This window comes from Ruegeria sp. CJ6, assembly GCF_056536665.1.
Window position 1 is genome coordinate 1 of sequence record NZ_JBQFQB010000007.1, and the last position, 24118, is coordinate 24118.

Consider the following 24118-nt stretch of genomic DNA (forward strand, 5'->3'; position numbering starts at 1 on the left):
AAAAACCTCAGATGCCCCCAGTCTCTCCCGAGCGTCTCCGCAGCTTCCACCGCGTCCCAGCACCTCAGCAGCGCCGGTGAAGGGCGTTCTAAGTATATCGCCCAAAAGCCGCAAGTGGAAAAATCAAAAAAACGCAAAAAAACGCAAAAACAGTATTTTATCATACAAAAACAAACGGTTACGTAGAATATCCAGCCATTCAACCCGGATGTCGCGGACACAGACCATCGCAAATCAGCGCCATGGATATGTTATTCACACTGTTACCCACAGACTCGCCTGCGAGTCAGGCTGAATCGGCTTGCCTAAACCGGATCAGGAATGATGTGACCGGCAAGCGCAAGGCCAGAAGACCCAGGATAATCGCCAGGTAGACCAATGGCTCGATCTGAAACCCCTTCGCCAGCATCACATAATGAAGCGCGCCCAGAATTGCTGCCGGGTAGACCAGACGATGCAATTTGCGCCAACGAGGCCCCAAACGGCGAACCGCCCAGTTGTTGGACGTGATTGCAAGCGGCAGTAACAATACAAAAGCAGCCATGCCCACCGTGATATAGGGCCGCTTGATAATGTCCGCCCAGATTTGGCTGGGAATCTGAACATCCAGAACCAGCCAGATCAACAGGTGCAATGCGACATAGGAAAATGTCAGTACACCTATCGCGCGGCGGAACTTCATCAGATTTAGGCCAGCGAAGCGACGCAAGGGCGAAATCGCGAGACCCAAAATCAGAAGCTGCAGCGCCAGTTCGCCAAACTCGTGCTCGAGCGCCTCGATCGGCTCGACCCCGAGACCCCCGGTCATGCCCTGATAAAACAACCAGGGCGCAGGCAGCGCGCCCAGCAGATAAACAGCCCAATTGGGAAGCCGTCGCAAGAGGTCGTTGAGCCGCCGCATCATCTCAGTAGTTCTTCGCCAGATCCATGCCTTCGTAAAGGCTGGCGACCTCATCTTCATATCCGTTGAACATCAGCGTCGGGATTCGCTTGGCAAACAGACCTCCGCCGATTTGACGTTCCGAGGCCTGCGACCATCGGGGGTGATCCACATTGGGGTTCACATTGCTGTAGAACCCATATTCCCTAGGACCTGCCATGTTCCAACTTGTCGGAGGCTGGGTATCCGTCAAGGTAATCCGCACGATCGATTTGATCGATTTGAAGCCGTATTTCCACGGTACCACCAATCGCAAAGGCGCGCCGTTCTGGTTCGGGATGTCGCTGCCGTAGATCCCAGTAGCCATAATGGTCAGCGGATGCATCGCCTCATCCAAACGCAGCCCTTCGCGATATGGCCAGTCTAGTACCGGATACGCCACACCCGGCATCTCATCGGGACGATAGGCGGTCTCAAACGCCACGTATTTCGCGCCGTCCTGAACGCCAGCCATGCCGAGTAGATCTGCCAGTTCAAACCCGTTCCAAGGTATCACCATCGACCAGGCCTCAACACAGCGGAACCGATAGATTCGCTCCTCAACAGTCATTTCAGACATGATGTCTTTGAAATCATATTCACCAGGGCGGTCGACCAGACCGTCGATGGTTACACTCCAGGGCTCGGTTACCAGTGTGTGTGCATATTTCGCCGGATCATCCTTGCGTGTCCCGAACTCATAATAATTGTTGTAGGAAGTAATCTCTTCCCAGGTATTCGGTTCAAGCGCCTCGGCCGCCGCTGGCCGCGCCAGGCTCGCCAGCCCGACACCCGCCAAACCGGCCATGACCTGTCGCCGGTTCAGAAACGCCGCCCTTGGGGTGACGTCCGCATGCGTCAGTTTGTTGGTCCAGCGATGCGCCATTTGGTTCTCCGTTATCCATTAACCTCGTAACTGAGGTAAGGTCTGATAGCACAGAGCCAAGGAAACAGGCGTCACGATTGAGCGAACAGATTGTAACGAAAATTAGGTACGCTTGGGCGCGAGGATAACGGTCACCCGATGTTCAAGCCGACAACACGGTTTATTTCGCACCCAAGATTGACCGCCTGATAGGTCGGAAAAGGCAGCCGGGCCGAAATTTCGATATCGCGCCGAACCCAATCCTGCGCCTCTAACTGCTTGAGCGAGGACGACAATGCGCGATCAGTGATCACCCGAAGATCCGACCTGAGCCCTGAAAAGCGCCGCGGTTGGCGGGTCAACGCCAGAATAGGGACCGTCCAGCTACGACGCAGTAGCTTCAATTCGGTATCATGCGGCACCAAGGCCACGATTTCTGCCGCTACAGCCGCCGCCTGAACCCCGGCTTTGGTCAAACGGAATTCAGGGCGCAAAGGATGGCCGTGGCCCGGGTTCCGTTCAAGCAAGCCAAGGCTGACCAGATGTTCAAGACTTGCGGTAAATGCCGTCCGGCTTGCCCCGGTCGCAGCGAGCAATGGGGCCTGCCTGCCCGGAACCCCTTGGTGCAGCTGCGCAAGAATGTTCAGTGACCAGGCCCGGGAGGTAAGCTTGACAAGTAGTTTTATGTCCATAAAATATAGTTACTTTATTTTAGGACAAAAGGAAAGTTCCATGCCCCTCGTTTCCTTAGAAAACACCATCACTCTTGCCATTTCGGTCAAAGATCGCCACGCCAGCGCGCGCTGGTATAATGACAAGCTCGGGTTTGAGTTGATCCATCATATTGATGAGGCGGGTTGGAGCGAGATGCTCACCAAAACCGAAGGCGTGACCCTTGGTTTGGGCGAGCAGGCAGAACCAGCGCCCGGAAACTCCGTTCCGGTCTTTGGTGTTGCTGATATCGCAAGCGCACGCGATGCTTTGGAAGGGGCTGGAGTTCGGTTTGACGGCGAAACCGAGACGATTGAGGGGATGGTCAGCACTGCCACATTTTACGACCCGGACGGCAACGCAATGATGCTGGCGCAGGATCTGACCGGGCAGGTCTGAACGCTCTTAGTCGCAATACAAGCCACCAAAAAAAGACCCGCCTGGATGGCGGGTCTCTTCATTACCTGAGATTTAATGCACGACTGCATCATCCGGGCGCGGACGCTCGGACGTTCCCAGCCGGTCGCCGATGATCAAACCATCGGTTCCGGCGGTCACCGGAACGGTCTCACCATCCTTTATCTCACCGGCCAGCAGTGCCTCGGCCAGCGGGTTCTGCAAGGCACGTTGGATCACGCGTTTCAGCGGGCGGGCACCGAAGACCGGATCATAGCCTTCATTGGCCAGCCATTCCTTCGCGCCATCATCCAGTGCCAGCTCGATCTTGCGGGCGGCCAGACGTTTCTGCAGACGTGCCATCTGGATATCGACGATGCCATCCATATCGGCCCGTTTGAGCCGGTCAAAGATGATGGTTTCGTCCAGACGGTTCAGGAATTCAGGCCGGAAATGAGCCCGGACCGCGTCCATGACATCCCGCCGCGCTTGCGCACTGTCAGCCCCTTCGGGCAACTGGCTGAGTGCCTGAGACCCAAGGTTCGACGTCAGGATGATCAGCGTCTGCTTGAAGTCGACGGTACGACCCTGACCATCGGTCAGGACGCCATCGTCTAGGACCTGCAGCAGCACGTTGAACACATCCGGGTGTGCCTTTTCGACCTCGTCAAACAGCACGACCTGATAGGGTCTGCGCCGCACGGCTTCGGTCAGCACACCACCTTCGTCATAGCCGACATAGCCCGGAGGGGCACCGATCAGACGGGCGACCGCGTGTTTCTCCATGAACTCGGACATGTCGATGCGCACCATCGCGTTGTCGTCGTCGAACAGGAAGTTCGCCACGGCCTTGGTCAGCTCGGTCTTGCCCACGCCGGTCGGGCCGAGGAACAGGAACGAGCCCAATGGGCGGTTCTCGTCATTCAGACCGGCACGCGCACGGCGCACGGCGTTGGCAACAGCAGTGACCGCCGCATCCTGACCGATCACGCGGGAATGCAGATCGTCTTCCATCCGCAGCAGTTTCTCGCGCTCGCCTTCCAGCATTTTCGAGGTCGGGATACCGGTCCAGCGTTCGACCACCGAAGCGATCTGTTCCGGGCGCACCGTTTCCTCGGCCATCATGGCGTTGCTTTCGGCGTTTTCAGCCTCGGTCAGCTTTTTCTCAAGCTCGGGGATGACGCCATAGGACAGCTCACCCGCCTTGGCGAGGTTGCCCTCACGCTTGGCGATCTCCAGATCAGCGCGCGCTTTGTCGAGTTGTTCCTTCAGATCACGCGCGCCAGCTAGCTTGTCGCGTTCTGCCTGCCACTGAGCAGTCATCTCGGCGGATTTCTCCTGCAGATCAGCCAGATCCTTTTGCAAGGTTTCCAGACGATCTTTTGATGCCGCATCATCCTCAAGCTTCAGCGCCTCTTCCTCGATCTGCATCTGCAAGATCTGACGATCCAGTTGATCGAGTTCCTCGGGCTTGGAATCCACCTCCATCCGCAAACGCGAAGCCGCTTCATCGACAAGGTCGATGGCTTTGTCGGGCAGGAAGCGGTCGGTGATGTAGCGATGCGACAGGGTCGCCGCCGACACGAGCGCCGAGTCCGAGATGCGCACACCGTGGTGCAGCTCGTACTTTTCCTTGATACCGCGAAGGATGCTGATCGTGTCCTCAACTGTCGGCTCAGTGACCATCACCGGCTGGAACCGTCGTGCAAGGGCCGCGTCTTTCTCGACGTATTTGCGGTATTCATCCAGCGTCGTCGCGCCGATACAATGCAACTCACCCCGGGCAAGCGCAGGCTTGATCAGGTTGGCGGCATCCATCGCACCGTCGGATTTACCGGCACCTACCAGCGTGTGCATCTCGTCGATGAACAGTATGATCTCACCGGCGGCTTCGGTCACTTCGGTCAGAACAGCCTTCAGTCGTTCTTCGAACTCACCGCGATATTTAGCACCGGCGATCAGCGCACCCATGTCGAGCGCGAGAAGCTTCTTGTCCTTCAATGATTCCGGCACATCACCATTGACGATGCGCAGGGCCATGCCCTCGGCAATCGCGGTCTTACCGACGCCGGGTTCACCAATCAGTACCGGATTGTTCTTGGTGCGGCGCGACAGAACCTGCATCGAACGGCGGATTTCCTCATCCCGCCCGATGATCGGGTCGATCTTGCCTTCGGCTGCAGCCTCGGTCAGGTCGCGCGCATATTTCTTAAGCGCGTCGTAGCCTTCTTCCGCCGATGCGGTGTCAGCAGTGCGGCCTTTGCGGATATCGTTGATCGCTTCGTTCAGTTTCTGGGCCGATACAGCACCGGCCTCCAAAGCCTCTTTGGCTTTGGATTTCACCATACACAGCGCCATCAGAACGCGTTCGACCGGCACAAAGCTGTCGCCCGCCTTGGTGGCGAGCTTCTCTGCCTCGTCCAAAACCTTGGCGGTCTGGCCGTCCATATAGATCTGGCTCGCGTCGCCGCTGACCTTCGGGATTTTGCCCATGGCCGCGTCCAACGCCTCAACCACGCGGTTCGGTGCGCCGCCAGCGCGTGTGATCAGGTTGCTGGCCAGCCCCTGATCATCGTCCATCAGTGCTTTCAAGATATGTGTGGGCTCCAGCCTTTGGTGCCCCTCGCGCAGCGCAATGGTCTGCGCGGCTTGCACGAAACCCCGTGCCCGCTCAGTGAACTTGTTCAAGTCCATAGCATTCTCCTTTTCTTAAGCGCCCCGTATTGATGCGCCCGCTTGGCGGCACGCGTCGGTCTGGGCCTCACATTCAATTTGGGAAATGTCTTTTCCCATTCAAGGGGCTAGAGCATATAAATCGGCGTCATCCGCGCGGAATAGAATAGACGGAATAACCGCCAGTTTCTCCCATCAATTCAGCGTTATACATTTCGACCAAAGATTGCTCGGCACTGCTGCCTGTGGGGCATGAAACCAGATCTGCTGTATGATCGAGGAAGTTGCCGGTATAGGCTGTTTCCCCGGTCAATTGACACCAGTCGTCTTCCGATCGGTACCCACGCACTAACAGAAGATTGTCATTGGTTGGAGCCGGCGCGACACCGGTTTCGGGCGGATCGCTTTGAGGCGCGTCTTCGCATGCGGCCAACATCAGTGCCACGCCAAGTACTATTACCTTTTTCATCATTTCTATCCCTGTTCTGAACGTCGGCACTTTAGCACATTGCGCAAAATAGTGAGTGAACTGCGTCACCTCGGGCTTCACACATGGACAGATCGCCCTGAACCCGTTAGGACGCAAACGTTTGCCAAAAAGGAGCGCCCCATGTCCGATGACCGCCTTATCGTAGCCCTCGACGTCCCAAACGCCCTGCAGGGTCTAGCCATGGCCGAGCGGCTGGGCGACTCGGTTTCGTTCTATAAGATCGGGCTGGGTATGTTGACTGGCGGCGGTCTGGCATTGGCCAACGAGTTGAAACAGGATCACGGAAAGCGCATTTTCTTGGACATGAAGCTGTTCGATATCGGCAACACTGTAGAAAATGCAGTGCGTGGGTTGGCTCAGTTCGATCTGGACTTCTTGACGGTGCATGGTGATCCGCATGTCGTACGCGCCGCAAAGGAGGGCGCTGCAGGCAAGGACATGAAAATTCTGGCGGTAACCGTCCTAACATCACTGAACAGGGACGATCTGGATGCAAGCCTTCTGAAAGCGGGTGACGTGCAGGACCTCGTTGTAGAACGCGCGGCCAAGGCTTTCGAGGCCGGAGCTGATGGCGTAATCGCCAGCCCTCAGGAAGCCGCGCTAATCCGCGCCCTGCCCCAATCCGAAAGTCGTTTGATTGTAACCCCTGGGGTACGCCCTGCTGGTGCAGCTTTGGGCGACCAAAAGCGGGTCGCAACCCCGGCCAGTGCAATCGGCGATGGGGCCGATCATATCGTCGTGGGCCGCCCGATTTATCAGGCGGATGACCCCAAAGCCGCCGCACAAGCAGTTTTGAGCGAGTTAAATTCATTGACTCACCATTAGGCGAAAAGCCAAAAATTGCGGAAGGAACGGTGCTCAAGCAATTGACGTTAGGTCAATTTTTTGCGCCGCCGCGCCAAATCGTCCCTGTGCCCGAAAACACACATGAAAAACATGAGTTTTATGGCGTTCGGCTTGTGGCTATCGAAAAACGCCATTTTCGGCGATTCTACACACAAGACACTCCCCAACGGGCCATCTCTTCCTGAGGCTCGTTACCTCCCCCCGCAGGCGCGGGGGGTTTTCTTTCGAAGTCCCGTTCAAAGCTGCGCCGTTAAGTCCCGTTCAAAGCTGCGCCGTTAAGTCCCGTTCAAAGCTGCGCCGTTTCCGACAAATAATCCCGAAGGCGATCTGCAAAATTTGGAATGGCCAACGGATTCGACAGATAATCCCGCGGACAAATCAGCCTCCACCCCTGCCCTTCGTCTCCAAAACGGATCAGGCCAACATCTTCCGGCGGGCGCAGGGCGACGTAGAACCAGCTTTGACCATATTGCCGTGACCAGACAAGATCGGTTGCGCACAGGCGCAGTCCAACCTCTTCATCTGTTTCACGCAACGCGCATTCGATCGGTGTTTCGCCTGGCTCTTTCCCGCCGCCTGGAAAATCGAGATGACCTGGAAACGGAATATCTGATCGATCATCTCTTAGAATGACCAGCAGCTTGTGCCCCAGAAACAACGCTATTTTTGCCCCGGAGAAGTCCATCGGTCCTCTTTTTATCCTTATCCATTCGCGATACCTTTTAACCTATCGAATGTCTTGACCAATCCGCCGCTGGCCGGAAAGAAACTACATCATGCCCGCCATCTGTCGCGACTGCCTGAAGGAAACTAAGCAAGGGCCGCGCTGCCCAACTTGCAGCAGCCCGAGGGTCAAATCGCACCCAGAGCTGTTTGACCTGACGATCGCGCATATGGATTGCGATGCTTTTTATGCTTCGGTCGAAAAGCGCGACAATCCCGAACTTGTCGACAAGCCTGTGATCATTGGCGGCGGCAAGCGCGGGGTGGTTTCGACTGCCTGTTACGTGGCCCGCGTTCGCGGGGTACGTTCAGCCATGCCAATGTTCAAGGCGCTTCAACTATGCCCCGAAGCGGTGGTGATCAAACCGCGTATGTCGGTCTATGCCAGCGTCTCGCGCGAGATACGCACCATGATGGACGAGTTGACACCTGATGTTGAACCGCTGTCGCTGGATGAGGCGTTCATGGACCTATCCGGCACCGAGCGGCTGCATGGTGCACCGCCAGCGGTCATGCTTGCGCGTCTGGTCAAGAGGATGAAAGATGAGCTGGGCCTGACGGGATCGATTGGCTTGAGCCATAACAAGTTTTTGGCCAAGGTGGCCTCGGATCTCGACAAGCCTCGGGGTTTTTCAGTGATCGGCAAGGCCGAGACGGCTGATTTCCTGCATGACCGGCCGGTGCGATTAATCTGGGGAATTGGTCCGGCGGCGCAGGAATCTCTGGATCGCGCAGGGATTCGCACATTTGCTGATCTTCTGCGCTGGGATCAGGAGGCGCTGACAGCGCGGTTCGGATCAATGGGCTACCGTCTGTGGCATCTGGCGCGAGGGCAGGACAAACGGCGCGTATCGGCCCATGAGCCGATGAAGTCGATCAGTAATGAGACCACTTTTTTCGAGGATACCGCCAGTCTTGAAATTCTGGACGGGCATCTGTGGCGTATGTCTGAAAAGGTAGCTGACCGGGCCAAAGCCAAGGGATTGGCTGGGCGAGTGGTGACGCTGAAGCTGAAACAGGCCAACCACAAGATCATCACCCGGCGCATATCACTACGCGATGCGACTCAGATAGCGGACCGGATTTATCGCACCGCTCGTGGGCTATTTGATCAGGTTGGCGATCAGGGTCCCTATCGCCTTTTGGGATGCGGTCTGTCTGACCTGTGCTCAGAGGATCAGGCCGATATCTCGGGCGACCTTCTGGATCCCGGTGCAGAACGCCGATCACAGGCCGAACGTGCGACGGACGAAATCCGGCGCCGTTTCGGTAGTGATGCAATCGTAAAAGGTCGTGCGCTGCGCTAGGTCTATTCGGCGGCAAGTGACATTGGATCGGACCCGATACTGGTGATCTGCGCGGTGACCTGCCGCAACACATCACGCAACGCCTCAAAGTTGCCGTTCGGCTGGATCGTTTCCTCGTTCATATAAAGTGAACGATCGATCTCGATTTGAACCGCATGCTGATGGCGGGCAGGTCGACCATAGGTCTGGGTGACGTAGGCCCCTGCAAAAGGCGTGTTGCGCGCCACATTCAGACCCGCGTCGGCAAAAGCGGCCTCGATCTGATCAACGATCACACCGGAAGCGGCCGCACCGAACCGATCGCCCAAAACGATTTCCGGTCGGGCCCGGCGCGAGCCGCCGGCCAGCGCCACCGCCTCGTGCGGCATCGAGTGGCAATCAATCAGAATGGCCTGCCCAAACATCTGATGCGATTCCGCCAGCAGAGATTTCAGGCGAGTATGGTATGGACGCCAATAGGTATCGATCCGCAGGCGCGCCTCATCCATAGTCAGCTTGCCGCTGTAGATCGCCCTGCCGTTGGCGACCACGCGTGGAATCACCCCGAGGCCCGAAGTAACCCGCGGATTATGTCCGTGACGACGCGCACCCTGTATCAAAGCGGGGTCCAATTCATCCGAATTGCGATTCAGGTCCAGATAGGCGCGCGGCATGGCCGCGGCGAGCAGCGGTGCACCGAATTCAGCGACTGAAGAAAAAAGCTGATCGACATACGCATCCTCGGAGGACCGAATCATATTGCGGTTCAAAACAGTCCGCTTCAATAAAGACTCGGGATAGGTCCGACCGCTATGGGGCGAGGCAAATACCACGCAGGACGTACGCGTTGCGGGCATATCCAGAATATAGGCTGCATTGGTGGCGGCGTCGGGCATGGGCTCTCCGTTGTTCGCACTCAACATAGACCGTAAAATAGTTCTGCCAAACCCCTTGATCCCCCCAACGACTCCTTTTATAGACCCCGCTACCGGCGCGGGGTTCCGCGCCCCATTTCGTTATGGGGCAGGTCACGCAACGGTTTCATGGGCGGTTAGCTCAGCGGTAGAGCACTTCGTTGACATCGAAGGGGTCACAAGTTCGATCCTTGTACCGCCCACCATGAATTCATTGCTCTGGTCTTTCCGGGGCACCCGATTAACCCAGGCGCTGGCCACGTCTTTGATGAAGGCGCCGCAGATTGGAGACAGACCCATGAAGGTCAAGAACTCGCTCCGCTCGCTCAAGAACCGGCATCGTGATTGCCGGGTTGTGCGTCGCAAAGGCCGCGTCTACGTGATCAACAAGACGCAGCGCAAGTTCAAAGCTCGCCAGGGCTAAGGGCTACACGAACTTAATTCAAAAACCGCGCTTTCGAGCGCGGTTTTTTTATGCCCTGCTTCTAGCGCCCTTTCGTGTCGGCGGAAGTGCCGGAAATCGCTCCGAAAGTCCGGTTCTGAGATTTAGTATTGTTATGAGACGGTCTCGTGCTACGCTTTCCCTGTTTTTTATGACGGGAGGTCGGGTTGGCCAACGATGATCTGGATACGCTATTAGGAACAACCCTGACCGAGATGGTGGCCGATATAGGCCGAAGCGTGGCCCAAGCCGCCGAACAGCTTAGTCTGGATCAGTTGAACGCGCTGAAGAACTATCCTCAGGAACTGCGCGAGATGGGCATTCCGCCAGTCTTTTACCACATGCAGGATGTCGATGTAGAATTGAAGGTCGTCATGGAGATGACCAGTACCACAGAAGAAGGCAAACGCGGGATCATTGGCGCGTTTCTGTGTGGGCCAAAACTGACGCAGACAGATACGCTCGATGCAAGCAGCGCGTCGACCATGCGGATGCGGTTCGCGCCGGGACCGGTGGATGAAGGTGGTTCTGGTGGAGGGGTCGATGGCGACTAAAAAGGACAAGACCCCCAAAAAACAGCCTATAGATGTGCGCATCACCGAACTGCCCGAGGCGTTCACCACACTGCTTCAGTCATTGGAAAACCGCCTGACCGCGCTGGAGGCGCGCGAGGTCGTGTTGCTGGAGACGATCCAGGACCTGCAAGACCAGATCGACGATTTGGAAGAAGGAGGCGGTGGCATGCTGATGGGCGCGGGTTCTCCGGTGGTGAACCCAATGGCCGGAGGCCAGAGCGGAATGGAGGTTGAAGACAAAGATACGCAGATCGTGGATGCGCAGGTTTTTTCGCAGGCCCTGGGCGAACAGATCCTTGCAGGATCCGACGGCAGCGACGATTTCACCATCGACAATGTCCAGGTCGAAGCCTTTGTTGGGCTTGGTCGGGATGGCGACAAAGCCCAGTTCGCTACAAACGCGAAGAAACAGGCGGTCAGCCAGAACGCAGCGAAGGTCTCGTTCTCGGTCAAAAGACGGTCCGCAACGAAGATTATTGATAGAGACTGAATTCACAAAGGAGATTGGAAATGAGTATCGGGCAGGAACTGCTAAACGTCCCTTTCGCGGAAATGGTTCAGAAACTGGCGATTTCCGTGGCAGAGTCGCAAACTGAATTGGATAGACATTCGACTGACATCGCCAAATACATGGCGGATCAGAAAATCCAGCTTCCCGATCTATCCAACCCCGATGGTCCCCCAAAGGAATTCAGCCTCGTGTCGATGGGTTTCCTGCCCGCGTTCTATGCGGTGCAAGAGGCCGAGATCGAGGTAAAGATGGCGATCTCGATGACCAAACAGACCGAGAAATCAGGCAGCGCATCGGTCAAAGGTGGCTGGGGACCCGTGGCGGCGCAGGTCAACGCAAGTTATTCCTCGCGCTATGCCTATAATCAGGAAGGCGCAAGCAGGCTGTCAATCAAACTGGCCCCAGCCGATCCGCCGGTCATGCTGCAGAAATACATGGAAGCGGTAACTCAGGCGATGCTGACCAAAGAACCGGTGCTCAGCGACGATCCGGACCCCGAGCCGGCACCGTCCCCCGTCCCACCGCAACCCGAAAGAAAACAAAGTAGGCGGCGTCAATCCTGAAGGGGCCGTCCGGCAAGGTAAGTTCAGCGACGTTTTGACCAACTAATTTTGTCGGATTTCCTTGCATCCCACCGAGAATCGTTTAATTGACCAAATCAGTCGGGTTAATTCCCGTCGCGATTTTCAATGTTGGGACAAATGATGCTGAAATCCTCTACCTGCTTTGCCGCCACCCTGACGGCCCTGATCGCCACCTCTGCCGCAGCCGAGGGCGAGCTGAACCTGTATTCCTCGCGCCACTACGACACCGACGAACGCCTGTATTCCGACTTCGAAGAGGCCACCGGCATCACCATCAACCGCATCGAAGGCAAGGCCGACGAACTGATCGCACGGATGAAAGCAGAAGGCGCGAATTCGCCCGCTGATGTCCTGCTGACGGTCGACAGCTCGCGCCTGGCCCGCGCCAAGAGCGAAGGCATCCTGCAGCCGGTCGAGAGCGCAATCTTAGAGGAGCGTATTCCGGCAAACCTTCAGGACGAAGACAATCAGTGGTACGGCTTTTCTCAGCGCGCACGGATCATCTTCTTTGACAAGGCTGATGTCGCCAACCCACCCGCAACCTATCTGGATCTGGCAAAACCGGAGTATAAAGGGCAGATCTGCATTCGCTCGTCCGGCAATATCTATAACCAGACACTATTGTCATCGATCATTGCAAATCACGGCGCGGAAGAAGCCAGGAAATGGGCTGAAGGTGTCGCCGCCAACATGGCACGCGAACCTCAGGGCGGTGACACAGACCAGCTGCGCGGCATCGTGTCAGGCGAGTGCGAGATTGCGGTTGCCAACACATACTATATGGCCCGCGCTATGCGCAAAGACGTCAAGGGTCTAAGCGCGGATATCGAGATGATCGGCGTGCAGTTCCCGGCACAGGATGCCGAAGGTGCACATATGAACCTGTCGGGTGCGGGTGTTGCAGCAAACGCGCCGAACAAAGAAAACGCGATTAAGTTCCTTGAGTATCTCGCAAGCGATCAGGCGCAGGTCTACTTCTCGAACGGAAACGATGAATACCCCGCTGTCGAAGGCGTTGCGCTGGCTGAGAACGTGGCCGCTCTGGGGGAGTTCAAAGCAGATGAGGTGAACCTCTCAGAGGCCGCCAAAAACATCCCCGAGGCACAGAAAATCTATAACGAAGTTGGCTGGAAGTAATCCAGTCCGATACCCGAGCAGCAAAAGGGCGCAGATTTCTGCGCCCTTTTTCTATTGTGTTTGAAGTAAAGCAAGGCAATAATCCCATATTCGTAACTGATTCCCATATGTGAGCCATGCTCGATACACTATCAAACCGCCTCGCTAAGCGTCTGAACGAGCTGCGCCAGGGTCATGGCTGGTCGCTTGAGCAGCTGGCAGACCAAAGTGGGATCAGCCGGGCGACACTGTCGCGAATGGAAAACGGTGATGTCAGCCCTACCGCTGAAACGCTTGGCCGTTTATGCGCGGCATACGGCCTGCCCATGTCACGCCTGCTGATGATGGTCGAAGACAGTTTCGATCCCAAAGTACCTTTCGAGAAGCAGCCTGAATGGCATGACCCCGAAAGCGGGTTTACACGCCGTTCGGTTTCACCACCGGCGACTGGCCTCAGTGGGGAAGTAATGGAAGGTCATTTGCCCCCAGGTACTGTCATCACCTACGATACTCCGCCCAAGCCGGGACAGGAGCACCACCTGATCCTACTTGATGGAGGGCTAACGTTGACAGTGGACGGGATTGCCCATGCGCTCAGCGGCGGCGACTGCCTTCGCTATCACCTGTCGGGGCCAACGCAGTTCGAAACCGGACCCAAACGCGGTGCGCGCTATCTGTTGGTGCTGATATGATTACGCGATTGCCACAGGAATATTTCGACGAAGCGCTTGAGGATCTGACCGATATCCTGCACCGCTGTGTCCATACCGGTGCCAGTATCGGGTTCATCCTTCCTTTTTCGCGGGACGATGCCCGCGCCTATTGGCGGGACAGGGTGCAGCCCGAACTCCGCGCGGAGACACTCGATCTGTTTGTCGCATATGGTGACGGACGCATTCTGGGCACGGTGCAATTGATCCCCGCCGCAATGCCAAACCAGCCACATCGCGCGGATGTGGCAAAGCTGCTGGTTCATCCGCAGGCTCGCCGTCGCGGTTTGGGTCGGTCGCTGATGGAGGCACTGCATGAGCGTGCTCGGGAATTGAAACGCACGATGCTGGTGCTGGACACCCGTAGCAGCGATCCTTCACGCTTGCTGTATCAGTCGATGGGTTTTCAGATTGCCGGAGAGATCCCGAACTATTGCCGAAACCCGTTTGAGGATCGGCTGGAGCCGACCACTTACATGTTCAAGGACGTCACCTAGCTGTCCGTCGCGCGCACATTCGCGACAGAGCATTCGGCGATCCCCGAAGGTCCCGACATAGGTCGGCACCAATGGCCTACAGCCGCGCGCCATCGACAGCAAAGGGCGCTCGTTGACCAAAGAATTTGATACCTCAAGCGCATCGGGATCAATCTAGAATCGAAGGAACTCCAGAGCTTCTCCGGCTGGCAGCTTCTCAGTTTCTGCCGGAATAATTACCAGACCATCGGCCTGTGCAAGAAGGGCAACGCGCCCGCTGTAAGACTCGGCCATCAGGCGCAATCGCGGTGCGCCATTCGGTGTACATCCGTCGATGCTTACCGGGCGGTACTCACGCCGCCCCGCGCGGCGTTGAAGAGGTTCTGCCAAAACCGCCTGCTCCGGGGTGCGTTCGTTCCGATGCAGACCGGCACGGCGTTCCATCATCCGCGCACCAATGATCTGCCACGTCACAAAGGCCGAAACCGGATTTCCCGGCAGGCCCACATAAAGCGCATCACCCCGACAACCGAACATGATCGGCTTGCCGGGTTTCATCGCCACTTTCATCACCTCGGTTTCGCCACCGATTTCACTGAACAGGCGCGGCATGTGGTCTTCGTCCCCGACCGAAACACCGCCCGTGGTGATAATCAGGTCCGAGCTATTACAGGCCTCCCTCAAGACCTGCTTCAGCAGCACCGGATCATCTTCGACCGGGCCTCGGTCGGCTAGTTCGATCCAGGGTTTATCCAGCAAAGCCAAAAGCATGTACCGGTTCGAGTTGTAGATCTGTCCGGGGCCAAGCGCTTCACCCGGCTGGCGCAGCTCGCTACCGGTCGAGAAGATCGTGACCTTGAGCTTGCGATAAACCTTCACCTCGCCATAACCAGCCGAGGCCAACGCGGCGGCCTCACGCGCAGTAATTTCACACCCGCGCCGCAGGATCGTGGCACCAGCTTTCAAATCCTCGCCCGCGCGACGGATATGCTGACCGGATTTTGGACGGCGGTTGAACCGGATGCGATCGGACTGAAACTCACAGTCTTCCTGCATTAATACCGCATCGAACTCGGACGGCACCGGCGCTCCTGTGAATATACGCAAGGCACTGCCATCTGGCGCATCGTGTGCGCCGCTATCACCGGCGGCTATGCGCCCGCCAACTAGCAGTTCGAACACAGGCCCCTCGCCCAGATCGGCGCTGCGAACGGCATAGCCGTCCATGGCCGAGTTATCGAAGGCGGGCATGTCTACATTGCTAGCGCAATCCTCGGCCAATATCCGGCCAATGGCCTGCACCAGCGGCAGTGTTTCGATATCCGTGATGGGGTTGGCCACGGACAAACCGCGCCTCAGGGCGTCATCTACGGTCAGGTACATATGAGCATGGTGGTCGCAGGCACATCCATCAGCCATTTTGGGCCTCCATATTCGCAAAGAGCTCTTCGAAACCGACCCGCTCGGCCTCTCCAAGTTTAGGTAGATAGGCCTTGGCTTCTTCGAGATTCGAGCTTGGATCACCAACTACCAGCAGCATGACCATTCCGTGACGCCCATGAACGCGGCAACGGATGCCGTAGACTCCCTCTTTCTCGAAAGTCAGATCCAGTTCGGGTTTGCCCCGAATCTCGAAGACGCGCGCGCCCACGGGTATCATTCGAGGAATGGCAGTGACCGTGTGCCGCCCGGTCGAGCCTTTGAAACGCACAGTCGCCCCAGCGGGAACCTGCAGGAATTTGGGTTCGAACCGAAATGCATGCGCCGGAGTGTCGGCGTTCAGGTCGATGACCTGATGAACTACGGCAACCTCGGGGATCTCCTCGGCCAGTGCGACACTACCAAAAGCCATTGCTCCCGTTAGAATCGCCGCGCCTAGTTTCAGCGAAATCGCCATCTATCCCTCCGGTTTCAGACCGCCCGGTAGGGGTCTCCCAACAGGTCGGCCAAAGCGCTGATCAACACCGGCCACTGGGCGCGGCGATTCTCGTCGCGCAATCCGGCCAACAATTCGCGCCCAATGGACACCAAGGCAGGGGTGCTGTCATTGACATAGGTCACGATCCGTTGCTCAGGATTGGCCAGAAGGAAGGGTACGATGGCCGCACCTGCCTGATCCGGGGCCGTTTCAGACAAAAGCCGCATCGCCGCCTGCCGTACCGGGGCCGAGACATCGTCCAGCAAGCTGCGCGCCACATCGGCCGTCCCGTCCCAGCGGGTCAGAATCTGCATGGCGTCGATACGAAAGGCAGTATCTCCGGTTTTCAGCATTGCCCGCAATTTGCCCCGCAGCGCATCCTGCGGTGGCAGGTCAGCCTGTTGCAGCAGGTTCAGCGCCTGCAGGGACAGATTGGCATCGGTATGCGAAAGCCCCTGTGTGATCAGCTCGATCAAATGCGACTGGTTCAGTTCGGACCCGTTGCGCGCGACCGACAAGCCCAGTGCCACCAGCGCCTGCGCAGCGATCTCGGTCTCGGGGTCCTGCGCGATCTGCGCCAGCATGATCTGCATACCTGTGACGTCGCCCAGCAGGCGGATGGCCGAAATGCGGGTCTCACGCTCCAAGGCTTCGGCATTGTCATCCAACGCCACGCGGCGGCGTTTGGGATGGCGGGTGGCCTTGACCAACAATGCCTGCTCGCGTGGCGTCAGGGGGTGCAGGTCATCATCCTCGGCCTCTTTCTTCATCTCTGCCGCGATAGCGTCATGGCCAAGGATCGCGCCGAGGCTGGAGGTAGGGCCGTTTTCACCACCGTCGGATACATCCAGCCCTGCCTCTTCCAGCGCGGCGATGTCGGTTTGCGGGGCCTCTTCCTCGTGCGCGTCTTCGACCACGCTCATCGGGGCGAGCGCGAAGGACAGCAGCAATTCGCGGCCCTGCTGCTGGTTCACATGCGGGCGGTCGGTGTCAGTAACAATCATCGCCAGCGAGGCCACGGCCTTCAGCCGCACCGACCGGAAGGGCGCGCGGCAGGCGCGTTGCAGCCATTCTGCCGCCTCGCGCAGGGGCGAGGTCGCCAGCGCGTCGACGATGGCCCATTGGATACGCTCGGCCTTGAGGTCGTCCGCCTCGACCGAGAACAGCGCGTTCAGCCGATCTGCCACCAGTTGCGGGGCCAACGCCGCCAGCAGGCCCAGCGCCTGCGCCGAGACCTCAGGCTGTTGTCCGGTTGCGAGGAAATCCAGCACCTGCCAGCGCAGGTCGTCTTGATCAACGATAGGCTGGCTGCGGTCCAGCCGGTCGATCAGCGCCAGTTTCACCTTGGCGCCGGGGTCGCGCATCATGCGGTCCAGCAGTTCGGGTTCGGAAAGGCCGGACTGGTTCAGCGCTGCGATGCGGATATCCTCGACCGCATCTGTCAGGGCCTGTTCGACCAGCGCCGGGTCGTTCGGCATCAGCGCCTCATAAGCGATCAGACGCACGGCCCCGTCCTTGTCGGTGGTGGCTTTGCGCAAGATGGCTTCGGCCTCGGCTCCACCGATCCCGGCCAGCGTGCGCAGAGCGCGGTGACGCAGACGGCGGTTCGAGGATTGGGCGAACACACCCAAGGTCGGCACGGACGGCGTACCGATCTGGCCCAGCGCTTCGCAGGCCATATCCCCCAGTTCCTGCCCGTCTTCGTCCATCAGGGCCATGACAATGGGTTCAATCGCAGCCGCATCGCCCATGCGACCTAACGCTTTGATTGCCGCGATCTGAGTATCCAGCCAGTCGTCCCATTCATCCTGATGCAGCTCGTCCTCGTCCCAAGTGATATCCTCGCCGCGTCCAGTGACGAGGGTGCGCAGGTACGGCGTGGCGTCCTTGGCGTTCAGCTGTGCTAAGGCGGTGACGCAGGCCAGTTTCACCTCACCGCAGGGATCGTGGATCAGGTTTTCCAGCAGTTGCGGCGCGGCCTCCGTTACGCCCAGCGCGCCCAGCGCTTGGGCTGCGTCTTGCCGGACGTCTTCGTCATCATCCAACAGCGCCTCGATCAAGGCCGGGCTGTTACTGGCCCCAATGGCGGCCAGGGCCTGAATGGCGCGCAGGCGGATCACGTCATAATCAGATTTTGCATAGTCGGAGAACAGGCTGGTGGCCTCGTCACGCAGGGCGGTATCGGAATGCATGTTCATATCAGGTCTGCCATGTTTTGCGTTGGGACGGGTTGGGTGAATGTGGAAGACAGGTTTCCCAACCGAAGCCTGCCTTCCAGGTGGTCCCTTCTGCAGTGGGACCGGACCCGAGGGGCGGCATGGCGTCCGCCCCCCGGAAAAGCGTCAGGCGATATCGCGCGGCGCGAAGGACATCGTGCGGAACGAGGTCTTGTAGGGGCTCGGCCCCAGCTTGCGGACCTTGGCGACGCCCATCTTGTAGTTGTAGTTGCCGCTGATCCAGTCGACGATCCGGCCCTCAAGCGCGTTTGCAGGCTGCTGCATGTGCAGGAAGTCCATGTAAACGACGCTTTTCTTTATGGCGGGCGTAACCATGGCCACGGCGGTGATCGCCGCTTTGGTCAGTTCGATATGCCCGTTCTCCATCAGTTTCGAGAACTGGAAGTCGTCGCCTTCCACACCGAGCAGCGTGTGCTTGTTACCCGGAACGCGCTCCGAATAAACCATCACATAGTCGCCGCTTTCGATGCCACGCTCGGCCGCATCGTCGGGGTGAATCTCGACCCAGTTTTCCGGCCAGCGCTGCACGATATAGGGGCGGCGGCGGTCGTCGAAACCGGACTGCCAGCGTTCGTTGATCCGACCGGATGTGGCCCACAACTCGCCTTCGTCCTTGTTGGGTTTCAGCCATTCCCAGTAATCCGAGAACAGGTCCCACGGCGATTTCTGGATGTTGCACTTGCCGGTCTGGCTGTTGAAGTGCGTCAGCTTCTTGTTGAATACATCCGCACCAGCCGCACCAGTATCAGGCAGCGTGCGGGTTGTGTCATGCAGACGCTTGGTTTCAATCAGCGTGACACCGTCGGCATCCAGCATGACCGGGCATTGCACACCATCGGTGCCGAATTCTCGGACCTTCTGGTGCAGACCCTTGCCCTCTTTCTTTGCCAGACGGTAGACCGCGTGGAAGTCCTTGCGCGACCCGCGCGTAAAGCGCACGGCCTCTTCGGCAACCTCGTTCGAGTTCTGCCAGTCGAACCCGTCAAAGCCCATCCGCTGTGCCAGTTGCGCAATGATCCACCAGTCGGGCTTGGCCGCACCGGGCGCATCATAGAACTTCTGATACAGGCGCAGGCGGCGTTCGCCGTTGGCGCGCAGAAAGTCCTCTTCGCCCCAGGTCGCTGCGGGGAACACGATGTCGGCATAGCGGTTGCCGATCGGATCTTGCAGATAGATGTCCTGGTTGATGACCACCATACCGCCGCTGTCGGCGCGGGCCTTCAGCGTGTCGATCATTTCTTGCTTGTCGAAAGACGCAATCTGATGCGGGTTGCGGACGGTCAGTTCCTCGAACTTGTCAGCTAACTGTTGCGAACCACACATCGCCTGAATCCATGTGGTGCCGATCACATGGGCCATACGGGTATGACCTGCAATCAGATACCGGTCCGTATCCATGGCGCGGCGACGGCGACCCGGCAGTTTCTCGGGCGACTTGTTGCGCGGGTATTTCCCGCCCTTCACGCCGCCCCGCTGGTGACCACCGGCCCGGCCAATCACCTGACCCGGACGACCACCACAGCCGCAGATGATGCCCAGAGCCGAGATCGCCTGCGTGTTGCCGGTGTTGTTCGACCAGTAGAACCCTTTCTCGATCATGACCGAGGTCTTGGGCCGGGTGCCATCCGCCTTGGGCTTGGCAAGCCATTCGGCGGCAGTATAGATTTTCTGCACGTCGATCTCGGCCATGGCTGCAGCGGTTTCAGGCGCGAATTCGTCCTGCGACAGCAGCCATTCTTTCCAATCCTCAAAGCCTTTGGTCTGGAACTTGCCCCAGGTCGTGCGCCACTGCCATGGCGTGTTGCGCGTACCCTGACCGAAGCCCGACGAGCTTTCCCACTTGTTGTTGACCCATTTCTTGATCCAGTCGCTGTCTTCCCAGCCATTTTCCACGATGACGCGGGCGATGGCGTTGACGACCAGAAGGTCGGTGCCGGGCAGAACGTCGATATGCAGGCCACCCATCTTTTCAGCATGGGCCACACCGGCAGACCGGCGCGGAATCAGATAGATCTCTTTCTGACCGTTCTGCATCCCCTTCATCATCCACTGGGTATATAGGATAGTCTTGGTCTCATACGGGTCGGTGCCACAGACCAGAAGGGTTTCCGCATCCCGCCAGTCCTCGTACGAGGGACCAAAGTTGTCGAAACCCGCGTCCCGGAAACCGGGGGTCGAGGTCACGTCGGACGGCGTGTCGTGGAAGGTGAAATTTGCGGTGTTGATATGGCGCAGCGCGTATTTCGAGATCGCATAGGTGTTCTCGATATATTGATAGCTGAAAGTCTTCACACCATAGGCATTGGTGCCGTGTTTGGCGATCACGTGGTTGCCCACCTCAGCCGCAACATCCAGCGCCAGATCCCACGGAACCGGCATCAGCGTGCCATAGATTCGCATCAGCGGCGTCTTCAGACGGTCACGAGTGGGCGTCTGCGGGTTGTAGCATTTCTGCGCGATACACCCGCCCCGCAAAGAGCTGTCGCCGTCGGTGTTGACGTATTGCGTGTCCTTGTCGGGGATGATCACAACGTGGTGCGGCTGACCTTTGTGCAGGACGATATTGTGTTGGTTCGGCGCGACCCAGGCACCCAGCGGTGCAACAGGGAAATCCTCGCCAAACGCGTTTTCGTCCGCGGTGGGGCCGCCGGGTTTGGCCGTCACGGGCCAGCGATAGACTTTGTAACCACAAGCCACGATGCAGTAGTCGCAGGCGGTCGAGATGACCTCGGCCCCTTTGGGCGGCAGCGGAACGTTGGTTTCGGGTACGTAATACGGGGTTGCCATGATTCCGCTTCCCTTATGCAATGAGGTTGTCGTAACGGCCGTAGATCAGGCCGAACATTCCAACGGCGTAGATATCGTCACCATCCAGTTCCAAAAGGACCTGTGGCAACGATTGGTAGGCCTGCCCCGAGACGAGGATGCCGTGCCGTGTCACGTCATAGGTGGACAGGTGCAACGGGCACGGGCCCAGCACCTTATGTTCAGGCTTGTAGCTGTCATACATCGACCCGCCCTGATGGGTGCAGGTGAGGTTGAAGGCCACAACATCCTTTTGCGGACCAATGCCGCCGCCGCTTTCCACGCCGGTTTTCACAAGGATCGAGTCCGAATAGTCGCCCTCGTCCGGGTAGTAGAACTCGACCGGCACATCCTGTTCCAGTTCGGACAGTTTGCCGATCAGCTTGCGCGGATAGGTCGATACCAAAGCGGGCACCTGTTCCGCCTGGCCATGGCGGGTGGGCATGGTCACCATCACGGCAAAGGTGGTGGCACCCGAGGCGAACAGGAACTGGCGGCGGTTCACGGTGCAGGCCTTTTTGGCCTCGCCCGAACAGCTGCATCCGGTTGCGTTATGATCTTTCATGACGCTTACTCCTCTGCTGCCGCGGGAAGCGGCTGGTAATCCGGCAGATCAGGTTCTTCGACCAGAATCTCGTCACCGGACAGGGATTTCAGGAACGCCAACAGATCCGCTTTTTCCTGATCATTCAGGCCAAGGGGTTGGATCAGCGGAGATTTATTGGCCGAGAACTCATTCTCGCCGCCGCCCTGGTTGTAGAACTCGACCACATCCACAAGCGTCTCCAACATGCCGTTATGCATGTAGGGTTCGGTATAAAGGGTGTAGCGCAGGCTTGGCGTGCGGAACTTCCCCTTGTCGGCCTTTTCCTTGGTACGGAAATAGAAGCCGGGGTCGTCCTTGGTGTGGCGGTACATTTCTTCGGTCGAGCCTTTGGCGTAAAGCTCATACCGGAAGGTCACTTGCGCCAGACCATCGTCCTGCCAACCGTCATAGGCGGGCACACCGGTGTTGTAGTATTTTTCATCCGACAGCAACGCACCGTTATGGCATTCGGAACATTGCGCCTTGCCGGTAAACAGTTCCAGCCCGCGTTTCTGTTCGTCGGTTAGCGCCGCATCATCCCCGCGCAGATAGTTGTCGAAGGGCGTGTCGGTCTGAACGATGGTCCGTTCAAACGCTGCGATGGCGCGCCATGCGTTGCTGATGCGCGGCCATTGATCGCCGAAGACATCGTTAAAGCGTTCGACATATTCGGGGACAAAGGCCAGACGGGCCTCCATCATGTCGGCCTCGCCGTTGCCGGCGACCGCACCGCCTGCGGCGGATTTGGCCTGGTTCTCAAGGCTTTTCGAGGAACCTGCCCAGAACAGCTTGCCGTAATAGGCCGAGTTCACGATGGTCTGGCTGTTGCGCCAGTGGGTCGTGCCCGGATAGCCGAACGAGATCGGTGCCTCGACGTCCCAGCCGACATCTGGCATGTGACAGGCCGAACAGGGCGTCGACGGATTCCCGCCAAGACGGGCATCAAAGAACAGCATCTTGCCCAGTTCGATCTTGGCGTCGGTTTGCGGGTTGTCCAGCGGGATCGGCGGCTCGCCCAGCGCCACCAGCGGCGAGTCTACATCGGGGTCTGCGCCACCGATGCCGGCCTCAATCTCCATGCTGGTTTCCGCAATCGCCTGTGCACCTAGGACGGCAAACAGGGCAGCGGTGGCGATTGTGCCTGAAAGGTAAGACTTTAGGTCTTTCATGGGTCCACTCCTCAGTTTGTCGCGTCTTGCCAGTTTTCGATCGGCGCATAATCCGTATCGATGTCCTCGGCGACGAAGTCGGGGCCGGTCAGCGGCTCACCAGACAGCGCCTTAAGGAAGGCCACCAGCTGTGCTTGTTCGGTCTCGTTGAGGCCAAGTGGCTTGATGCGCGGATCCTTGTTTTCATCTTCGCCACCACCGGCGTTGTAGAAGGCCACCACATCCTCGAGCGTCGCAATCGAGCCGTTATGCATATATGGCGCGGTATAGGTCAGCTCACGCAGCGTGGGGGTCATGAACGTGCCGAATGTATCGGCGGTGTGAGTGCGGATATACGCACCGGGGTCGGCGCGCAGGTTCATGTAATTCTCGACGCCGAGGAACTTCATCATGGTCACAAAGGTGATGTGACGTTCCGGGGTCGCCCAGATATCGGGGTTGTCGCCCACGCCGATATTGTGCGGCAGATCATCCGTGAACCGCTCGCCCGAGTGGCAGGAATTGCAGCCGCTGGCATTGAACAGCTCATAGCCCGCCTTGGCGTCTTCCGACATCTCGCCGGTATCGAACGGCGCGCCGCGCGAAATCAACGTTTTCAGATATTCCGGGATGGCGTTACGGACCCCGCCGTTCGACGGCTCGCCAAATCCGGCGGCTTCGAACATCTCGACATAAACCGGATCTTGCTTGATGCGTTCCTGCATCAAACGCATATCCATGTTCATCGAGTATGTCTCGGTGATGCTTTCGCGGGTCGCGTCGTTGAGGTTGGTGCCAATGCGCCCGTCATGGAACCACGCGGCGCGCTTGGCGCTGTTAATCAACGTCGGCACGTTGCGGAAATGCAGGCTGCCGGCATAGGCATCCGATAGGGCCTGCCCGTCGGTAAAGCCGTTTTCCGGCTGGTGGCAGCTGGCGCAGGACAGTTCGGTGTCGCCAGACAGGCGCGGGTCAAAAAACAAACGTTTGCCAAGTGCCGCCTTGGCTTGGTCGAACTCAATGGCTTCTACCGGGCCCGGCTGTTCCGCCTGGGCATGGTGAACCGGGAACGCAACACCCACCGACAGCAATGAAACTGTCGACAGTGCCGAGAACCACGTTCTGGCTTTGGTCATCATTTAAAAAGCCCTCATTATCCGCAAATCTGATCGCTCCGGTTAACCGGA

Annotated in this window: 25 protein-coding genes and 1 tRNA gene; 12 read left to right on the forward strand and 14 right to left on the reverse strand. The window is 58.2% G+C overall.

Annotated elements, in window-relative coordinates; all coding sequences use genetic code 11:
• A partial coding sequence (locus tag ACR0BT_RS17930) for a hypothetical protein (RefSeq protein WP_480763758.1) occupies positions 1-186 on the forward strand: 186 nt, incomplete at its 5' end.
• A gap of 100 nt (positions 187-286) precedes the next feature.
• Here the strand turns inward: ACR0BT_RS17930 and msrQ are convergent.
• From msrQ to ACR0BT_RS17945, 3 genes are all read right to left on the reverse strand, one after another.
• Complete coding sequence (msrQ, locus tag ACR0BT_RS17935) at positions 287-901, reverse strand: protein-methionine-sulfoxide reductase heme-binding subunit MsrQ (RefSeq protein ID WP_170398528.1); 615 nt, start codon at positions 899-901, stop codon at positions 287-289.
• Between the two features lie 4 nt (positions 902-905).
• Entirely contained in the window at positions 906-1805 is a 900-nt protein-coding gene (gene msrP, locus ACR0BT_RS17940; RefSeq protein WP_480763759.1) for a protein-methionine-sulfoxide reductase catalytic subunit MsrP, read from the reverse strand.
• 131 nt (positions 1806-1936) lie between these two features.
• Positions 1937-2476 carry a winged helix-turn-helix transcriptional regulator gene (locus ACR0BT_RS17945; protein ID WP_480763760.1) on the reverse strand — a complete coding sequence of 180 codons (540 nt, stop codon included), beginning with the start codon at positions 2474-2476 and terminating at the stop codon, positions 1937-1939.
• A 40-nt stretch (positions 2477-2516) separates the two neighbouring features.
• Between ACR0BT_RS17945 and ACR0BT_RS17950 the strand changes: the two genes are divergently transcribed.
• A complete protein-coding gene (locus ACR0BT_RS17950; protein ID WP_480763761.1) occupies positions 2517-2894 on the forward strand; it encodes a VOC family protein in 378 nt (125 codons plus the stop codon).
• A 72-nt stretch (positions 2895-2966) separates the two neighbouring features.
• On the opposite strand, the gene clpB is transcribed toward ACR0BT_RS17950, so the two are convergent.
• A complete protein-coding gene (clpB, locus tag ACR0BT_RS17955) occupies positions 2967-5585 on the reverse strand; it encodes an ATP-dependent chaperone ClpB (RefSeq protein WP_170733878.1) in 2619 nt (872 codons plus the stop codon).
• A 127-nt stretch (positions 5586-5712) separates the two neighbouring features.
• Entirely contained in the window at positions 5713-6033 is a 321-nt protein-coding gene (locus tag ACR0BT_RS17960; protein WP_170636920.1) for a hypothetical protein, read from the reverse strand.
• Positions 6034-6174: 141 nt separating this feature from the next.
• Here ACR0BT_RS17960 and pyrF point away from each other — a divergent pair, with 141 nt between their 5' ends.
• A complete protein-coding gene (pyrF, locus tag ACR0BT_RS17965) occupies positions 6175-6879 on the forward strand; it encodes an orotidine-5'-phosphate decarboxylase (protein WP_170636919.1) in 705 nt (234 codons plus the stop codon).
• 307 nt (positions 6880-7186) lie between these two features.
• Here pyrF and ACR0BT_RS17970 read toward each other — a convergent pair whose 3' ends face one another.
• Positions 7187-7585 (reverse strand): NUDIX hydrolase, encoded by a 399-nt coding sequence (locus ACR0BT_RS17970; protein WP_170636918.1) that lies wholly within the window; start codon positions 7583-7585, stop codon positions 7187-7189.
• 91 nt (positions 7586-7676) lie between these two features.
• Here ACR0BT_RS17970 and ACR0BT_RS17975 point away from each other — a divergent pair, with 91 nt between their 5' ends.
• Positions 7677-8930, forward strand: a complete 1254-nt coding sequence (locus tag ACR0BT_RS17975) for a DNA polymerase IV (protein WP_170819142.1) — start codon at positions 7677-7679, stop codon at positions 8928-8930.
• Positions 8931-8932: 2 nt separating this feature from the next.
• Here ACR0BT_RS17975 and ACR0BT_RS17980 read toward each other — a convergent pair whose 3' ends face one another.
• A complete protein-coding gene (locus tag ACR0BT_RS17980; RefSeq protein ID WP_480763763.1) occupies positions 8933-9805 on the reverse strand; it encodes an N-formylglutamate amidohydrolase in 873 nt (290 codons plus the stop codon).
• A gap of 149 nt (positions 9806-9954) precedes the next feature.
• On the opposite strand from ACR0BT_RS17980, the gene ACR0BT_RS17985 reads away from it, so the two are divergent.
• The 8 genes from ACR0BT_RS17985 to ACR0BT_RS18020 all read left to right on the forward strand — a co-directional run bounded on the left by ACR0BT_RS17985 (position 9955) and on the right by ACR0BT_RS18020 (position 14258).
• A tRNA-Val gene (locus ACR0BT_RS17985) sits at positions 9955-10029 on the forward strand.
• 92 nt (positions 10030-10121) lie between these two features.
• Positions 10122-10247, forward strand: a complete 126-nt coding sequence (ykgO, locus tag ACR0BT_RS17990) for a type B 50S ribosomal protein L36 (protein ID WP_005648635.1) — start codon at positions 10122-10124, stop codon at positions 10245-10247.
• A 185-nt stretch (positions 10248-10432) separates the two neighbouring features.
• Positions 10433-10819: a hypothetical protein gene (locus tag ACR0BT_RS17995; protein WP_170398504.1), complete on the forward strand. Its 387-nt coding sequence runs from the start codon at positions 10433-10435 to the stop codon at positions 10817-10819.
• The gene (locus ACR0BT_RS18000) at positions 10809-11330 is read left to right on the forward strand and encodes a hypothetical protein (RefSeq protein WP_480563069.1); all 522 of its coding nucleotides are present in this window, start codon (positions 10809-10811) and stop codon (positions 11328-11330) included. Before ACR0BT_RS17995 ends, ACR0BT_RS18000 begins: the two co-directional genes overlap by 11 nt.
• A 20-nt stretch (positions 11331-11350) precedes the next feature.
• Positions 11351-11914 carry a hypothetical protein gene (locus tag ACR0BT_RS18005; protein WP_170398500.1) on the forward strand — a complete coding sequence of 188 codons (564 nt, stop codon included), beginning with the start codon at positions 11351-11353 and terminating at the stop codon, positions 11912-11914.
• A 141-nt stretch (positions 11915-12055) separates the two neighbouring features.
• The gene (locus tag ACR0BT_RS18010; protein WP_170398498.1) at positions 12056-13072 is read left to right on the forward strand and encodes a Fe(3+) ABC transporter substrate-binding protein; all 1017 of its coding nucleotides are present in this window, start codon (positions 12056-12058) and stop codon (positions 13070-13072) included.
• 116 nt (positions 13073-13188) lie between these two features.
• Entirely contained in the window at positions 13189-13743 is a 555-nt protein-coding gene (locus tag ACR0BT_RS18015; protein ID WP_170513838.1) for a helix-turn-helix domain-containing protein, read from the forward strand.
• Positions 13740-14258 carry a GNAT family N-acetyltransferase gene (locus ACR0BT_RS18020; protein ID WP_170425708.1) on the forward strand — a complete coding sequence of 173 codons (519 nt, stop codon included), beginning with the start codon at positions 13740-13742 and terminating at the stop codon, positions 14256-14258. Before ACR0BT_RS18015 ends, ACR0BT_RS18020 begins: the two co-directional genes overlap by 4 nt.
• A gap of 153 nt (positions 14259-14411) precedes the next feature.
• Here the strand turns inward: ACR0BT_RS18020 and ACR0BT_RS18025 are convergent, their stop codons facing one another.
• The 7 genes from ACR0BT_RS18025 to ACR0BT_RS18055 form a co-directional block, all read right to left on the reverse strand.
• Positions 14412-15656 (reverse strand): molybdopterin molybdotransferase MoeA, encoded by a 1245-nt coding sequence (locus ACR0BT_RS18025; protein WP_480763764.1) that lies wholly within the window; start codon positions 15654-15656, stop codon positions 14412-14414.
• On the reverse strand, positions 15649-16134 hold the full coding sequence (locus tag ACR0BT_RS18030; RefSeq protein WP_170636912.1) for a plastocyanin/azurin family copper-binding protein: 486 nt from the start codon (positions 16132-16134) through the stop codon (positions 15649-15651). Before ACR0BT_RS18030 ends, ACR0BT_RS18025 begins: the two co-directional genes overlap by 8 nt.
• A 14-nt stretch (positions 16135-16148) precedes the next feature.
• Positions 16149-18353 carry a HEAT repeat domain-containing protein gene (locus ACR0BT_RS18035; protein ID WP_480763765.1) on the reverse strand — a complete coding sequence of 735 codons (2205 nt, stop codon included), beginning with the start codon at positions 18351-18353 and terminating at the stop codon, positions 16149-16151.
• Between the two features lie 144 nt (positions 18354-18497).
• On the reverse strand, positions 18498-21179 hold the full coding sequence (locus ACR0BT_RS18040) for an arsenate reductase (azurin) large subunit (RefSeq protein ID WP_480763766.1): 2682 nt from the start codon (positions 21177-21179) through the stop codon (positions 18498-18500).
• Between the two features lie 13 nt (positions 21180-21192).
• Entirely contained in the window at positions 21193-21762 is a 570-nt protein-coding gene (locus ACR0BT_RS18045) for an arsenate reductase (azurin) small subunit (RefSeq protein WP_170425700.1), read from the reverse strand.
• 5 nt (positions 21763-21767) lie between these two features.
• Positions 21768-22952 (reverse strand): cytochrome-c peroxidase, encoded by a 1185-nt coding sequence (locus ACR0BT_RS18050; RefSeq protein WP_480763767.1) that lies wholly within the window; start codon positions 22950-22952, stop codon positions 21768-21770.
• 11 nt (positions 22953-22963) lie between these two features.
• Positions 22964-24067, reverse strand: coding sequence for a cytochrome-c peroxidase (locus ACR0BT_RS18055; protein WP_170425699.1), 1104 nt, complete (start codon positions 24065-24067; stop codon positions 22964-22966).
• Positions 24068-24118 lie beyond the last annotated feature (51 nt).